This window comes from Cellulosimicrobium sp. SH8 (genome assembly GCF_025818875.1).
Classification (GTDB): domain Bacteria; phylum Actinomycetota; class Actinomycetes; order Actinomycetales; family Cellulomonadaceae; genus Cellulosimicrobium; species Cellulosimicrobium cellulans_D.
In genome coordinates, this window is record NZ_JAMXMH010000011.1 from 45531 (window position 1) to 59789 (window position 14259).

13 protein-coding genes are annotated in these 14259 nt (G+C 73.6%); 7 read left to right on the forward strand and 6 right to left on the reverse strand.

The genetic code is table 11. From position 1 onward, the window contains the following. Positions 1-110 precede the first annotated feature (110 nt). The gene (locus tag NF338_RS15590) at positions 111-617 is read right to left on the reverse strand and encodes a hypothetical protein (RefSeq protein WP_264031616.1); all 507 of its coding nucleotides are present in this window, start codon (positions 615-617) and stop codon (positions 111-113) included. A 314-nt stretch (positions 618-931) separates the two neighbouring features. Between NF338_RS15590 and NF338_RS15595 the strand changes: the two genes are divergently transcribed. The 3 genes from NF338_RS15595 to ispF all read left to right on the forward strand — a co-directional run bounded on the left by NF338_RS15595 (position 932) and on the right by ispF (position 2798). After that, entirely contained in the window at positions 932-1414 is a 483-nt protein-coding gene (locus NF338_RS15595) for a CarD family transcriptional regulator (protein ID WP_024841917.1), read from the forward strand. Positions 1415-1509: 95 nt separating this feature from the next. Further along, positions 1510-2256, forward strand: coding sequence for a 2-C-methyl-D-erythritol 4-phosphate cytidylyltransferase (gene ispD, locus NF338_RS15600; protein WP_264031617.1), 747 nt, complete (start codon positions 1510-1512; stop codon positions 2254-2256). Next, a complete protein-coding gene (gene ispF / locus NF338_RS15605) occupies positions 2253-2798 on the forward strand; it encodes a 2-C-methyl-D-erythritol 2,4-cyclodiphosphate synthase (protein ID WP_264031618.1) in 546 nt (181 codons plus the stop codon). The genes ispD and ispF overlap by 4 nt, the downstream gene beginning before the upstream one ends. A 2-nt stretch (positions 2799-2800) precedes the next feature. On the opposite strand, the gene NF338_RS15610 is transcribed toward ispF, so the two are convergent. Beyond that, positions 2801-3331 (reverse strand): LpqN/LpqT family lipoprotein, encoded by a 531-nt coding sequence (locus NF338_RS15610; protein WP_264031620.1) that lies wholly within the window; start codon positions 3329-3331, stop codon positions 2801-2803. 203 nt (positions 3332-3534) lie between these two features. Between NF338_RS15610 and NF338_RS15615 the strand changes: the two genes are divergently transcribed. Beyond that, a complete protein-coding gene (locus NF338_RS15615) occupies positions 3535-4173 on the forward strand; it encodes a TetR/AcrR family transcriptional regulator (protein ID WP_264031621.1) in 639 nt (212 codons plus the stop codon). A gap of 31 nt (positions 4174-4204) precedes the next feature. Here the strand turns inward: NF338_RS15615 and NF338_RS15620 are convergent, their stop codons facing one another. Then, positions 4205-5626 (reverse strand): D-arabinono-1,4-lactone oxidase, encoded by a 1422-nt coding sequence (locus tag NF338_RS15620; RefSeq protein WP_264031622.1) that lies wholly within the window; start codon positions 5624-5626, stop codon positions 4205-4207. Between the two features lie 44 nt (positions 5627-5670). On the opposite strand from NF338_RS15620, the gene NF338_RS15625 reads away from it, so the two are divergent. The 3 genes from NF338_RS15625 to rlmB all read left to right on the forward strand — a co-directional run bounded on the left by NF338_RS15625 (position 5671) and on the right by rlmB (position 9732). Continuing rightward, positions 5671-6951 carry an alanine racemase gene (locus tag NF338_RS15625; protein ID WP_264031624.1) on the forward strand — a complete coding sequence of 427 codons (1281 nt, stop codon included), beginning with the start codon at positions 5671-5673 and terminating at the stop codon, positions 6949-6951. 90 nt (positions 6952-7041) lie between these two features. Then, on the forward strand, positions 7042-8472 hold the full coding sequence (gene cysS, locus NF338_RS15630; protein WP_264031625.1) for a cysteine--tRNA ligase: 1431 nt from the start codon (positions 7042-7044) through the stop codon (positions 8470-8472). Between the two features lie 246 nt (positions 8473-8718). Then, positions 8719-9732, forward strand: a complete 1014-nt coding sequence (gene rlmB / locus NF338_RS15635) for a 23S rRNA (guanosine(2251)-2'-O)-methyltransferase RlmB (RefSeq protein ID WP_264031626.1) — start codon at positions 8719-8721, stop codon at positions 9730-9732. A gap of 66 nt (positions 9733-9798) precedes the next feature. Here the strand turns inward: rlmB and NF338_RS15640 are convergent, their stop codons facing one another. The 3 genes from NF338_RS15640 to NF338_RS15650 all read right to left on the reverse strand — a co-directional run bounded on the left by NF338_RS15640 (position 9799) and on the right by NF338_RS15650 (position 14223). Beyond that, entirely contained in the window at positions 9799-11058 is a 1260-nt protein-coding gene (locus tag NF338_RS15640) for a DUF4032 domain-containing protein (protein ID WP_412847009.1), read from the reverse strand. A 155-nt stretch (positions 11059-11213) separates the two neighbouring features. Then, positions 11214-12926 carry a discoidin domain-containing protein gene (locus tag NF338_RS15645; protein ID WP_264031627.1) on the reverse strand — a complete coding sequence of 571 codons (1713 nt, stop codon included), beginning with the start codon at positions 12924-12926 and terminating at the stop codon, positions 11214-11216. Between the two features lie 172 nt (positions 12927-13098). Further along, positions 13099-14223 carry an ABC transporter ATP-binding protein gene (locus NF338_RS15650; protein WP_087469832.1) on the reverse strand — a complete coding sequence of 375 codons (1125 nt, stop codon included), beginning with the start codon at positions 14221-14223 and terminating at the stop codon, positions 13099-13101. Positions 14224-14259 lie beyond the last annotated feature (36 nt).

Consider the following 14259-nt stretch of genomic DNA (forward strand, 5'->3'; position numbering starts at 1 on the left):
CTGGGGTTCCTTCGTGGACGTGCCCCGACCACGACGGTCAGGGCGGCACGCGAAGGCTAGCGTCCACCGGTGACACGGCCCGAGCTCATTTCCGGCCCGGGCCGTCCACGTCACGGCAGCAGGTGCGCGTACTCCTCGAGGGTGCCGTCGAGGACGGGCAGCGACATGCCCTGCTCCTCGCCCGAGGTCACGCTGACCGTCACGGGCAGCATGCCGCCCGGGGCCACGTCGACGCGGCCGATCTGCGCGTCGAACCCGTCCTCGGTGCCGAGGTAGACGGTCTCGCCGGCGGCGACGGGGATGGTCACCGGGTCGCCGCCCTCGGGCGTCACGTCGAACTCCACGTCCTCGGTCGAGTCGTTGGCGAACGCCCCGACGAGCGCGCCGGCATCGCCGTCGGCCGCGCTCACGACGAGGAGGTTGAGGCCGCGCAGGTCGTCGGTGAGGTCGACGCGCAGGCCGTCCGACGGCGAGTAGGGGCGGTTCGTCTCGATGGGGGAGCAGGCGGAGGCGACGGCCACGCTCGCGACCACGAGGGGGACGGCCCAGTAGCGTGCGCGGCCGGTCGCTCGGGACGCCGCGCGGGTCGCTGCTCGGGGGGTCGGGATGCGGGTCACGGTGCACTCCAGGGCTGCGAGAGGGGGGACTGGATTCCGCGCCCAGCCTAGTGCGTCGGGCGAGGCCGGGCGGCCGGAACCGGCACCTCGGGAGGGTGGCGTGAGCGGCGTCACGCGAGGTCACGCGCGCGCCGGGAGCGTCGGGCGGCGGTCGGCACGGCCCTCTGGCCCTCCCCACGAAGTTCGTGAGGCGCGCTCACACGGCGCTGACCTGGGAAAACGTCGTCCGGTGCGGCTTGTCAAGGGGCGCAGGGGCTCGGATTTCCGCCCTTCCGCGTGGTAAGGTGGACCACCGCGAAAGGGGACATCTGCAGATGACGTTCACAGTAGGCGAGACCGTTGTCTACCCGCACCACGGAGCCGCACTGATCGAGGAGATCAAGACGCGCACCATCCGCGGAGAGGACAAGATCTACCTCAAGCTCAAGGTCGCGCAGGGCGATCTGACCATCGAAGTCCCAGCCGAGAACGTCGACCTCGTCGGCGTGCGTGACGTCGTCGGCCAGGAGGGTCTCGACCGCGTTTTCGAGGTGCTGCGTGCACCCTACACCGAGGAGCCGACCAACTGGTCGCGTCGGTACAAGGCGAACCTCGAGAAGCTGGCGTCGGGCGACGTGATCAAGGTCGCGGAGGTCGTGCGCGACCTGTCGCGCCGGGACGCCGACCGTGGCCTCTCCGCCGGCGAGAAGCGCATGCTCTCGAAGGCGCGCCAGATCCTCGTCTCGGAGCTCGCGCTGGCCGAGCACACCGAGGAGGAGAAGGCCGAGGCCATCCTCGACGAGGTGCTGGCCTCCTGACGTCCCGGGCCTCGGCCCGAGCGACAGACCCCCGGGGAGGGCGCCGTCCGTGCGGACGGCGCCCTCCCCGTCGTCGTGCCCGGTAGCGTGTGCCCGTGCCGACTCTTGCCGTCCTCACCGCCGCGGGCTCCGGGTCCCGTCTCGGGCTCGACCTGCCCAAGGCGCTCGTCGAGCTCGACGGCCTGCCGCTGGTCGTGCAGGCAGCACGACGACTGTGCGCGTCCGGCGCGGTCGACACGATCGTCGTCACGGCGCCGCCCGGCCTGCGGGAGCACGTCGCGGCGCTGCTCCGGGACGATCCTGCCGTGGACCGTCCCGTGCGCGTCGTCGAGGGCGCAGGGACGCGTCAGGCGTCCGTGGCGGCCGGGCTGCGCGCCGGGCTGGTCGAGGGGCGCGACGGAGAGCCGGTCGACGTCGTGCTCGTCCACGACGCGGCGCGACCGCTCGCGCCTCCCGCGCTGGTCCGCCGCGTCGTCGAGGCGGTGCGGGCGGGTCACGGCGCCGTCGTGCCGGGCCTGCCCGTCACGGACACGATCAAGCGCGTGACGCCCGCGCGCGCGGGCGACCCGTCCCGCGCCGAGCCCGTGGCCGAGACGGTGGACCGGGCGGCCCTGCGCGCGGTGCAGACCCCGCAGGGGTTCGACCGGTCGCTCCTCGTCCGGGCGCACCAGGCCGCGGCCCACCGCGCCGACGACGAGGCGTCCGCCGCGACCGACGACGCAGGGCTCGTCGAGGCCCTGGGCCTTCCCGTGCACGTCGTGCCGGGAGACGCCGCGGCGGCCAAGATCACCACCGCCCACGACCTGCGCGTCGCGGCGCTGACCCTCCGGGAGGACAGATGACGACCCCCGCCGAGCACGCCGACGGCACGCCGCGGCGACCCCTCGTGCACCTGCTCCCGCGCACCGGCGTCGGCGTCGACGTGCACGCGTTCGCCCCCGAGGGCGAGGAGCGGGAGCTGTGGCTCGGTGGGCTGCTCTGGCCGGGTGAGCGCGGCCTCGCCGGGCACTCCGACGCGGACGTCGCCGCGCACGCCGCCGCGGACGCGCTGTTCTCGGCGACCGGGCTCGGTGACCTGGGGTCGAACTTCGGCACGAGCGCGCCCGAGTGGGCGGGGGCGAGCGGGTCGCGCCTGCTCGCCGAGGCTGCGCGCCGGGTGCGGGCCGCCGGGTTCGAGATCGGGAACGTGGCCGTCCAGGTCATCGGCAACCGCCCGCGCCTCGGGCCCCGCCGCGCCGAGGCGGAGGCGGCCCTCGGGGCCGCCGCGGGGGCCCCGGTGACGCTCACGGCCACGACGACCGACGGTCTCGGCCTCACGGGCCGCGGAGAGGGCGTCGCGGCCGTCGCGACGGCGCTCGTCGTCGCCGTCGGGACGCCCGCGTGACCTCAGCCCGCCGGGGCGAGCTGCACGCTCTCGAGGACGGCGCGCGCCTGCGCGGCGCCGTCGGCGTCACCGTCGGCGTACGAGGCCGTGAGGTCGACGACCCAGGCGTCCGGCCCGTCGCCGGTCCGGACCGCCAGGATCTCCTGCGCGACGACCGCCCCGGCCGTCTCGTACGTGCCCGCGACCCGGAAGGCGGGGAGCTCGCCGAGAGTGGTCTGGCCCTGGCCGTCGACGTCCAGGAGCCAGCCGGGGATCGCGCTGACGGACACCGTGGTCGCGGCGCCGGCCTGCTCGAGGGTCGACGCGGACTGCTCTCCTGTCACGACGACGTTCGCCCGGAAGTCCTCCGAGCCCGACCCGCTCGGCGCGCGCAGCACGAACGCCCCGTCGCGGGTGACGCGCTCCCAGCCCGGGGGCGCGGTGACGCGGACGGGGACCTCGGGGACGTCGTACGTGACCGGCTCGTCGCTGTCCCCGGTGTCCGCCGGAGCGCCGCAGCCCGCGAGGGCGAGCGCCGCGGTCACCAGGGTCACGAGGGGCGCAGCGGTCCGGAGGGTGCGGGGGTGGCGCGGTCGGGGCACGGTCGTCCTTCGTCGGGGGGTGGCGCGAGGGGCTCGGCTCGCCATTCTCGCCTCCCGGCGTCCCGGGTGCCAGGCCCACGAGCAGACACTACGATCGCTGAGAGCGCATCGATGTGTTTGACTTTCCCAAGAACGACACATGGGATGAATCGCACATGAACCGAATGTCCGTCGAAGAACGCCGGGCCCAGCTCGTCGACGCGGCGATGACCATCGCCGTCCGCGAGGGCGTCGAGGCCGTCACGATCCGTGGCGTCGCGGCCGAGGCCGGCGTCTCGCTCGGGGTCGTGCACTACTGCTTCGAGGACAAGGACGAGCTCCTCCAGGCGATGGGCAACAGCCTCGCCCTCGTCGCGTCCGAGCCCGTGCGCGCCGCCCTCGACGTCGACGGCGACGTCGTGGAGCTCGCCCACGCCGCGGCCGACGGCCTCTGGAGCGGGCTGACGCCGCGCCGGCACATGCGCCTCCTCACGTTCGAGTTCGCGACGGCGGGCGTGCGCAGCCGCGCGCTGCGGTCCGTCGCGCACACGCACCTGGAGCAGACGTGGGCGATGACCCGCGGCTTCCTCGAGAACGTCGCCGAGCGCGGGAACGTCACCTACGCCATGGACATGGGCTTCCTCTCGCGCATCGTCGCGGGGTACATCGACGGCATCGAGATCGCGTGGCTCGTCGAGCAGGACGACGAGACCGCGGTCCGCAGCTTCCACGCGCTCGCCGAGTACGTGCTGTCGCTCATGGTCCGACCCGACGGCTCGCCGGTGCGCGAGCACGGACCGGAGCCCGTCTCCTGACCGACGGGCCCGCGGGCCGGACGGGCCGCGGTCAGCCGCGCGCGGCCGCTCCCGGCGCGCGCCCGAGCACCTGTTCCGTGTACGCGTTCGCGAACACCCCGTCGGGGTCCGCCGCGTCGCGGACCGCGACGGCGTCGTCGAACCGGGGGTAGAGCTCGCGGAACCGGTCGGCGTGGAGCCCGTGGAGCTTGCCCCAGTGGGGACGCCCGCCGACCTCGGCGACGATGCGCTCGACGGCGTCGAAGTACCGCGCGTGCGGCAGGCGCGCGTACTGGTGCACCGCGACGTACGCGGTCTCGCGCCCGTGCGCCGTGGAGAGCCAGACGTCGTCGGGCGCCGCGAACCGGACCTCGACCGGGAACGGCACGTGCTCGCCGGACCGGTTCAGCCAGCCGTCGATGCTCGACAGGACGTCGACCAGGCGCTCGCTCGGCACGGCGTACTCCATCTCGCGGAACCGGACGCGGCGCGAGGTGACGAAGACCTGGTGCGACGGCGCGACGTAGGTCCGGGGTGCGAGCGCGCGGGCCGAGACGGCGTTGAGCCGCGGCGTGACGCGCGGCACCGCGGTCGCGAGCCGGTTGACGAGCTCGAACGCACCGTTCGACAGCAGCTCCTCGTCGACCCACGTGCGTGCCCGCGCGACCGGCCCGGGGCCGGTGGTCCGCAGCCGCTCGAGCTCCACGGCCTCGTCGTCGGGGGAGAGCCGGTTGTTGCGCTTGGTCAGCGCCCGGCGCGTGTGGGGGAACCAGTAGAACTCGAAGTGGTCGTTCCCCCCGACGAGGCCGTCGGGGTCGTCCGGCGTGCCGAGGCCCTCCAGCACGCGGTCCAGCGGCCACGGCTCCTCCTGCGCGCGGAGCAGGAACGCCGTCACGACCTCGAGCGTCACCGCGGACAGGACGCCCGTGACGCCGAGCCCCAGGCGGCTCACCTCGAAGAGGTCGGGGTCCTGCGTCGCCGAGGCCTCCCGGACCTCTCCGTCCGCCCCGACGACGCGGACGCCGCGCACCTGGGTCGCGAGACCGCCGAGCCCCGCTCCGGTCCCGTGCGTGCCCGTCGAGATCGCGCCGGCGATCGACTGCCGGTCGATGTCGCCGAGGTTGCGCATCGCGAGACCCGCGGCCGCGAGGGCCTCGTTGAGCCGGTGCAGGCGGATGCCCGCCCCGACGGTCACGAGGATCGCGTCGGCGTCGGCCTCCCCGCGTACGCCCGTGCCGCGGGTGATGCGCTCGACGAGCCCGATGCGGTCGAGGTCGAGCAGGAGCCCGTCCGTGACGGCCGCGGGGGTGAACGAGTGGCCTGCGCCGACGGCGCGCACCGGCATCCCGTCGGCGGCCGCCCGGGCGACGAGCTCGCCCAGCTCCGCCTCGTCGCGCGGGGAGGCCCGACGGCGCGGGGTCGCAGAGGCCGTGCGGGCCCAGTTGGTCCAGGAGAGGGCGTCGTCGCTGCTCACAGGTCGTACTGTCTCACGCTCCCCGCGTGGCGTACGTTCTCCCCATGACGACCGACGCGGCACCCGGGCCGGACGCGGGGACGAGGACAGGGACGGCCGACCCTGCCGGGGACGAGCGCGGCGCGACGCCGTCGTTGCTCGCCCGGCTGACGCGTGCGACCGCGGACCTCGACGGGCCGCTCGCCGTCGTCGACCTCGACCGGTTCGACGCCAACGCCGACGAGCTCCTCGCACGTGCCGGGGGCGTCCCCGTGCGCGTCGCGTCGAAGTCGGTGCGCGTGCGCTCGCTCGTGACGCGGGCGGCCGAGCGCGGCTTCCAGGGCGTCATGGCGTTCTCGGTGCGCGAGGCGCTGTGGCTCGTCGACGCGGGTGTGCGTGACGTCCTCGTCGGCTACCCGTCCGTGGACCGCGGCGCGCTCGCCGCCCTCGCGCGGCACGAGGCCGGGCGGCGCGAGATCACGCTCATGGTCGACGACCCGGCGCACCTCGAGCTCGTGCGGCACGCGCTCGCCGAGGTGGGGACGGGTGACGCGCCGCCCGTACGGGTGTGCCTCGACGTGGACGCCTCGCTGCGGGTCGGTCTCGGGCTCGTGACGGTCCACCTCGGCACGCGCCGCTCGCCGCTGCACGACCCCCCGGACGTCGCGTCGCTCGCCGCCCGGGTGGTCTCGACGCCCGGGCTCGCGCTGCGCGGCCTGATGTTCTACGAGGCGCAGGTCGCCGGCATGCCCGACTCGAGCCTCGCCGTCCGCGCGGTCAAGCGGCTCTCGGTGCTCGAGCTGGGCGAGCGCCGCGGCGAGGTCGTCGCCGCGGTGCGCGACGTCGTCGGGCGCGACCTCGAGCTCGTGAACTCCGGCGGCACCGGCTCGCTCGAGACGTCGTCCGCGGACGCCGTCGTCACCGAGGTCACCGCCGGGTCCGGGCTCTACGTGCCCGGGCTGTTCGACGAGTACCGCTCCTTCCGCCCGCGCCCCTCGGCGTTCTTCGGCCTCGACGTGGTGCGGGTCCCCGCCCCCGGCTGGGCGACGGCGTTCGGCGGCGGCTACGTCGCGTCCGGGCCCGCGTCGCGCAGCCGCCTGCCGCGTGTCGCGACGCCCGGGTGGTCGCTCACGGGCCGCGAGGGCGCGGGCGAGGTCCAGACGCCGCTGCACCGGAACCGGGGTGCCGTCGGCGCCCCCGACCTCGGCGTCGGCGACCGCGTCTGGTTCCGCCACGGGAAGGCCGGCGAGGCGATGGAGCGGTTCGACCGCGTGCACCTCGTGCGCGGGGACGAGGTGGTCGACGTCGTGCCCACGTACCGCGGCGAGGGCAAGAGCTTCGGCTGACCGGGCGGGTCGTGGCCGAACCGGGATCGGCCGTGAGACCTGCCCGTGCCGCTTCGGCCGTGGTGGTACGTCCCCGGTACCCTTGCGGACGTGACTCTTCGCCTGTTCGACACCGCCACGCGGGACGTGCGCGACTTCGTGCCCCTGACTCCGGGCGAGGTCGGCATCTACCTGTGTGGCGCGACCGTCCAGGCGGCCCCCCACATCGGTCACATGCGCTCGGCCGTCGCGTTCGACGTGCTCGTGCGCTGGCTGCGGCGCGGTGGCTCCCGCGTGACGCTCATCCGCAACGTCACCGACATCGACGACAAGATCCTCGTGAAGTCCGCCGACGCCGGCGAGCCGTGGTGGGCCTGGGCTGCGACGTACGAGCGCGCGTTCACCGCCGCGTACGACGCGCTCGGCGTCCTGCCGCCCACGTACGAGCCGCGCGCGACGGGCCACGTCCCGGACATGGTCGAGCTCATGGAGCGGCTCGTGGAGCGCGGGCACGCGTACACGACCGGTCCCGGCGACGTGTGGTTCGACGTGCGCTCGTGGTCCGAGTACGGCTCGCTGACCAACCAGCGGCTCGAGGACCTCAACCCCGTGCCCGACGACGTCCCCGCGGACGCGGAGGAGGCCGCCGCGAAGCGGGACCCTCGCGACTTCGCGCTCTGGAAGGCGCCCAAGGACGGCGAGCCGGAGACCGCGTCGTGGCCCACGCCGTTCGGCCGCGGGCGCCCCGGCTGGCACCTGGAGTGCTCCGCGATGGCGCGCCGGTACCTGGGCGACACGTTCGACATCCACGGCGGCGGGCTCGACCTGCGCTTCCCGCACCACGAGAACGAGCAGGCGCAGTCGCGCGCCGCGGGCTACGGGTTCGCGCAGCACTGGCTCCACAGCGCGTGGGTCACGCAGGGCGGCGCCAAGATGAGCAAGTCGCTCGGCAACGGTCTGCTCGTGCGCGAGGTCCTCGCGACCACGAGCCCGGCCGTGCTGCGCTACGCGCTCGGGTCCGTGCAGTACCGCTCGATGCTCGAGTGGACGCCCGCGACCGTCACCGAGGCCGAGGCCACGTGGGAGCGGCTCGCCGGGTTCGTCGAGCGCGCGGCGGAGCGGGTCGGTGACGTGGGCGACGTGACCGAGGCCGAGCTCCCGACCGCGTTCACCGCGGCGATGGACGACGACCTCAACGTCCCGGCGGCGCTCGCCGTCGTGCACGAGCACCTGCGGGCGGGCAACGCGGCGCTCGCCGACCGCACGACGGCCGCGGACGCCGTCGCGCGCCACCACCTCGTCGCGGTGCGGGCCATGCTCGACGTCCTCGGCCTCGACCCGGGCGACGCGCAGTGGGCCGACCGCGGCGACTCGCGCTACGCCTCGGTGCTCGACGCCGTCGTCGGTGCGGAGCTCGCGGCCCGCGCCGAGGCTCGCGCGGCGCGCGACTTCGCGACCGCCGACGCGATCCGTGACCGGCTCGCCGCGGCGGGCGTCGCGGTCGAGGACTCGGCCGACGGCGCCCGCTGGACCCTCGCCTGATGTTCGTCTCCGCGAGGTAGCGGCCCGGTGCGAGGGAGGGGCGTGGTCGTGACCATGCCGCTACTTCGGTGGACCACGGCTCTCCCTCGGCGCGGCGTCTGAGGGACACTGGACCCGGTGGCGCACCCACGCCCGCTCGCACGACCGACCGACCTGACCGACCGGACCGGTGCCGATCCACCTGACCGACACCGACCGACACCGACCGACACCGACCGACCTGACCACGACACGACGGGTACACCCATGGCTGGCAACTCACAACGACGCGGCGCGACCCGCAAGCCCGGCAGCAAGAAGGGCGCGACCGTCGGCTCCGGCGGGCAGCGCCGCAAGGGCCTCGAGGGCCGCGGGCCGACCCCGAAGGCCGAGGACCGCGTCTACCACGCGGCGCACAAGCGCAAGGTCGCGGACGAGAAGCGCGCCACGACACCGACCGGCCGCGGGGGCGCCACGCGGGGAGCCCCCGCCAAGGGCAGCGCCTCGCGCGGTGGCGGGCCGAAGGGTCGCGGCTCGGTGCAGGAGGTCGTCGCGGGTCGCAACTCCGTGCTCGAGGCGCTGCGGGCGCGCATCCCCGTCGAGGTCGTCTACCTCGCCTCGCGCCTCGATGCCGACGACCGCACGCGCGAGATCGTCGACATCGTCGCGGGTCGCGGCTACGACCTCCTCGAGGTCGGCAAGCCGGAGCTCGACCGCCTCACCGACGGCGCCGTGCACCAGGGCGTCGCGATCAAGGTGCCGCCGTACGAGTACGCCGACGTCGACGACCTGCTCGACGCGGCCGAGGCGACGGGTCGGCCGCCGCTGATCGTCGCGCTCGACGGCGTGACCGACCCGCGCAACCTCGGCGCCGTGCTGCGCTCGGCGGGCGCGTTCGGGGCGCACGGCGTGCTCGTCCCTGAGCGTCGCGCCGCGGGCGTCACGGCGTCCGCGTGGAAGGTCTCGGCCGGCGCCGCCGCCCGGGTGCCCGTCGCACGGGCGACCAACCTGGTCCGCGCCCTCGGCGAGCTGAAGAAGGCGGGCTGCTTCGTCGTCGGGCTCGACGCCGGCGGGGAGACCGCGATCGGCGACCTCCAGCTCGCGACCGAGCCGCTCGTCGTCGTCGCCGGGTCCGAGGGCAAGGGGCTCTCCCGCCTCGTGCGCGAGGCGTGCGACGTCGTCGCGTCCATCCCGATCGGCTCCGACACCGAGTCGCTCAACGCCGCCGTCGCGACGGGCATCTCGCTCTACGAGGTCGCGCGCCTGCGCCGCGAGGCCTGACGCCCCACGACCTGTCAGCGCCCCACCGGTCTCCGGACCCGTGGGGCGTTGACGACTCGTCGGGTGCTAGCCGTAGTACTCGGGGTCCTTCTCGCCCGGCGCGAGGCCGAGGATCGCCTTCTCGTCCGGGCGGTGGCGCAGCACGTTCTCGACGTAGGACTGCGTCGCCTCCGCCATGGGGACGTCGCGGCGGGCGCGCTCGGAGATGAACCAGCGGTGGTCGAGGATCTCGTGGAAGAGCTGCGCCGGCTCGAGCTTGCGGCGCAGGTTGCGCGGGACGGCCTGGATCGTCGGCTCGAAGACCCCGCTCAACCAGTCGTGGGCGACGAACTCCTCGTCGTCGTTCTGCCGTTCCGCCGCCGCACGGAACGAGTCGAGGTCGTTGAGCAGGCGGCGCGCCTGGTTCTCCTGGACGTCGAGGCCGGTGAGGCGCAGCAGGCGCCGCGAGTGGTGCCCCGCGTCGACGACCTTGGGCTGGATCTGCACGGTCGTGCCGTCGATGTCGGTCGTGATCGCGAGCTCGTCGACGTCGAAGCCGAGGTTGTTGAGGTGCTCGATGCGGGCCGCGACGCGCCACCGCTCGTTCGCGTCGAACGACTCGGACGTCGTCAGTGCGGCCCACAGCTCCTCGTAGCGCGCGACGAGCGCGTCCCCGATCGCGACCTCGTCCACGTCCTCGTCGAGCAGCTCGCCCGCGGTGAGGTCCATGAGCTCGCCGATGATGTTGGTGCGCGCGAGGTCGACGTCGTACGAGCGCTGGCCGGGGGAGAGCTCGCGGTGCAGGTCGCCCGTCTCCGCGTCCACGAGGAACGCCGCGAACGTCTCGGCGTCGCGCCGGAACAGCGTGTTCGACAGCGACACGTCGCCCCAGTAGAAGCCGACGAGGTGCAGGCGCACGAGCAGCACGGCGAGCGCGTCGATGAGGCGCGTCGCCGTGTCCGGGCGCAGCGACTGGCTGAACAGCGCGCGGTACGGGAGCGAGAACTGCAGGTGCTCCGTGATGAGCACGGCCTCCAGCCGCTCGCCGTTGGCGTCCTGGCGCCCGGTGATGACACCCACCGGGACGACGCTCGGCACCTCGAGCCGGCGGAGCTGGCGCAGCAGCTCGTACTCGCGGTACGCGACCGTCTCACCGATCTCCTTGATGGCGATGACGCGCCCCGAGAGGCGGACGAACCGCACGATGTGCCGGGAGATGCCGCGCGGCAGCGCCGCGAGGGTCTCGGCCGGCCATTCCTCGAGCGGGATGTCCCAGGGTAGGTCGAGGAGAGCCGGGTCGGGGGCCGACGCGGTGATCTGCAGGTTGTGCACCGTCACGGGGTCCATTGTCCACGCTCCGCGTCCCGCGCCCGACGGGGTGCGTCCCCGCACCTCGGAGACGACGTCGGCGCCCGCCGGCCTCAGGTCGAGGCCGGCGGGCGCCGGGTCAGGGTCGGGGCGGCCCCGGGTGCGGGCGCGAGGGCCACGCACCCGGGGAGCCGTCAGGAGCAGTCGAGCGCGTCGTGCTCGACGTCGATGGTCGAGGTGACGTCCTCGCCGTCGATCGTCGCGGCGCCCGTGACGGTCACCGAGCCGCTCGAGACCGAGGCCGAGCGCACCGCGAACGACTGGTACGCGTTCTTGCCCGGGGCGACGTCGGCGAACTCGCGGGTGCCGTAGGCGGTCGTGAGGGTCACGTCGACCGGTGAGTCCTCGCCGTTCGCAGCGCGGACGGCGAGGTACGCCTGGCCGGCGAGGCACCGGGCCTGCACCTCGACGTCGAGGTCGAGCTGCCCGCTGGGCGTGCCGTAGACCTCGAGCTCGTAGAGCGAGAAGCCCCACTGCGTCGCGCGCTCGGTGAGGTAGAGACGCACGTACCGGCCCGTGGCGGCGACGTCCAGCTCGTCGTACCCACCGTCACCGTCGGTGACGGTGTGCACCGTCGTCCAGGTCTCGCCGTCGGGCGAGGTCTGGACCTCGTACCCCGACCCGTACGCGGTCTCCCAGTCGATCACGACCTGGCTGAGGTCGTAGCTCGCGCCGAGGTCCACCGCGATCCACTCCGGGTCGTTCCACGCGCTGCTCCAGCGGGTGCCGGCGTTGCCGTCGACCGCCATCTCGGGCTCGTGACCGGCCTCGTCGATGCTGGAGGCCGTCACCGGACGGCCCAGGGCGAGCGACTCGTCGCCCTCGTTCCCGCCCCCGCCGTCGGACTCGAAGCAGCGGAGGTACCGGTAGGACTGCGCGGACGTCTCGAACGACGGCGCCCAGTCCCACTCGTAGGTGTAGTACTGCACGTACGGCTCGGCCGCGGCGATGATCGCCGGGAGGTCGAGGTCGCCCCTGCCGAGGGCGACCTGCCGCATGTCGCCGGGCGCGTCGACGTTCACGGCGTCCTTGATGTGCAGCAGCTCGATGCGGTCCCCGTGCTCCTCGATCCACGCGGGGACGTCGAGGCCGGCGTCGGCGGCCCAGCCGACGTCGAGCTCGAACGTGACGTAGCGCGGGTCGGTGTTCTCCTCGATGACCTCCCAGGCGCTGACCATCTCGCCGGTGACCGGGTCGGGGTACCGCGTGGTGAACTCGCTCTGGTGGTTGTGCAGGACGATCTTGTTCGCGCCGTTCTCGTGCGCGTACTGGCCGAGCTGGTTCACGTACTGGGCGGTCGCGACCGCCTCCGCGTAGGTGCCGTAGCCCCCTGCCATCCCGCCGGTCCCGATGTAGTCCTGGCCCAGCGCGACGGCGTACGCGACGGTCTGGGGCCACGAGCCCCAGTCCGTGCTGCCGTGGCTGGACGACACCGCGAGGCCGTGCTTGTCGAGGATCGCCTGGTACTCCTCGACCGGCATCGAGTAGGGCTGGTTGTACGGCTCCACGTTGGTGAACCCGGCGTTGGCCACCTCGCCCAGCACGCGGTCGATCGTCTCGGCGGACGGTGTCCCTGAGCCGCCGAGCTCACCCACGTGCGTGTAGAGCTGGATGGAGATCTTGGAGTCGGGGAGCCCGTCGTCCGGGCCGCACGTCTCGGCCGCGGCGAGGGTGGTCGGTGGGCTGGTCTCGGCTGACGAGGCCGCGACGGCGGGGGCCGCGGCGAACGTCCCCGCGACGAGCGCGCCGCCCGTCAGGGCCGCGCCGAGGCGTCGCGCGCGGGACGAATGGTGCGAGATCTGCATGAGGCTCCAATTGACAGCGTTGTCGATTTGGCTGACGAACATGCGACTTCTGATGTCACGTGTGCAAAAGTAGTCTCGTGGTCGACCATGACACTGTCAAGGGCGAGCCGCGCCACCCGTGACCAGCACCGCCCTCGCGGAACGCTCCACCCGGGAGACGACGAAGGGCGGGCCCTCCCGACCGGGAGGACCCGCCCTGCGGTGCGTGACGGTGTCAGCTGATGCGCAGACCCGACGCCGCACCGAAGACGTGCGAGTGACCCGGGCGGATCGTCACGTAGATGCGCTCGCCCTTGGCCGGGACGTTGCGCGGGTCGACGCGGACGATGACCTGGTTGTCGCCGGCGCCCGAGTGGACGTCGGCCTGCGCGGCCAGGTCGCCCTTGAGGGTGCCGTAGACGAACGCGTCGGAGCCGAGCTCCTCGACGATGTTCACCTCGACCGGGAACGCGGCCTCGTTCGCCTGCGACACGACGTCGAGCGACTCGGGGCGGAAGCCGATGGTGACCTTGCCGTTGTCCGCCTCGGTGATCTTCGCGGCCGTCTCGCGCTCGAGCGAGATGCGGGCCGGGCCCACCTCGGCGACGCCGTTCTTGACCACGAACGTGCCGATGTTCATCGCGGGCGAGCCGATGAAGCCCGCGACGAAGACGTTGGCCGGGGTGTCGTACATCTCGCGCGGCGTGCCGACCTGCTGGAGCAGGCCGTCCTTGAGGACCGCGATGCGGTCACCCATGGTGAGGGCCTCGGTCTGGTCGTGCGTGACGTAGACGGTCGTGACGCCGAGGCGGCGCTGGAGCGACGCGATCTGCGTACGGGTCTGGACGCGGAGCTTGGCGTCGAGGTTCGACAGCGGCTCGTCCATGAGGAACACCTGCGGCTGGCGGACGATCGCGCGGCCCATGGCGACACGCTGACGCTGACCACCGGAGAGCGCCTTCGGCTTGCGGTCGAGGTACTCGGTGAGGTCGAGGATCTTCGCGGCCTCCTCGACGCGCTGGCGGATCTCCGCCTTCGGCGTGCCGGCGATCTTCAGCGCGAAGCCCATGTTGTCCGCGACGGACATGTGCGGGTACAGCGCGTAGTTCTGGAACACCATCGCGATGTCGCGGTCCTTCGGCTGGACGTCCGTGACGTCGCGGTCGCCGATGTAGATGTGACCGCCGTTGACGTCCTCGAGGCCCGCGAGCATGCGGAGCGAGGTCGACTTGCCACAGCCCGAGGGGCCGACGAGGACGAGGAACTCGCCGTCCTCGATGTGCAGGTTGAGCTGGTCCACCGCGGGGCGCTCGGTCCCGGGGTAGACGCGGGTTGCGTGGTCGTAGGTGACCGTAGCCATGACTGGTACATCCCTCCACCGGCAGGTACGTGCCGG

Excerpts from the sequence above, each read along its gene's own strand:
- rlmB (WP_264031626.1), top strand. The coding sequence starts at position 8,719 with ATGGCTGGCAACTCACAACGACGCGGCGCGACCCGCAAGCCCGGCAGC.
- NF338_RS15625 (WP_264031624.1), top strand. The coding sequence starts at position 5,671 with ATGACGACCGACGCGGCACCCGGGCCGGACGCGGGGACGAGGACAGGG.
- NF338_RS15595 (WP_024841917.1), top strand. The coding sequence starts at position 932 with ATGACGTTCACAGTAGGCGAGACCGTTGTCTACCCGCACCACGGAGCC.
- NF338_RS15645 (WP_264031627.1), bottom strand. The coding sequence starts at position 12,926 with ATGTTCGTCAGCCAAATCGACAACGCTGTCAATTGGAGCCTCATGCAG.
- NF338_RS15615 (WP_264031621.1), top strand. The coding sequence starts at position 3,535 with ATGAACCGAATGTCCGTCGAAGAACGCCGGGCCCAGCTCGTCGACGCG.
- NF338_RS15640 (WP_412847009.1), bottom strand. The coding sequence starts at position 11,058 with ATGGACCCCGTGACGGTGCACAACCTGCAGATCACCGCGTCGGCCCCC.
- ispF (WP_264031618.1), top strand. The coding sequence starts at position 2,253 with ATGACGACCCCCGCCGAGCACGCCGACGGCACGCCGCGGCGACCCCTC.
- NF338_RS15650 (WP_087469832.1), bottom strand. The coding sequence starts at position 14,223 with ATGGCTACGGTCACCTACGACCACGCAACCCGCGTCTACCCCGGGACC.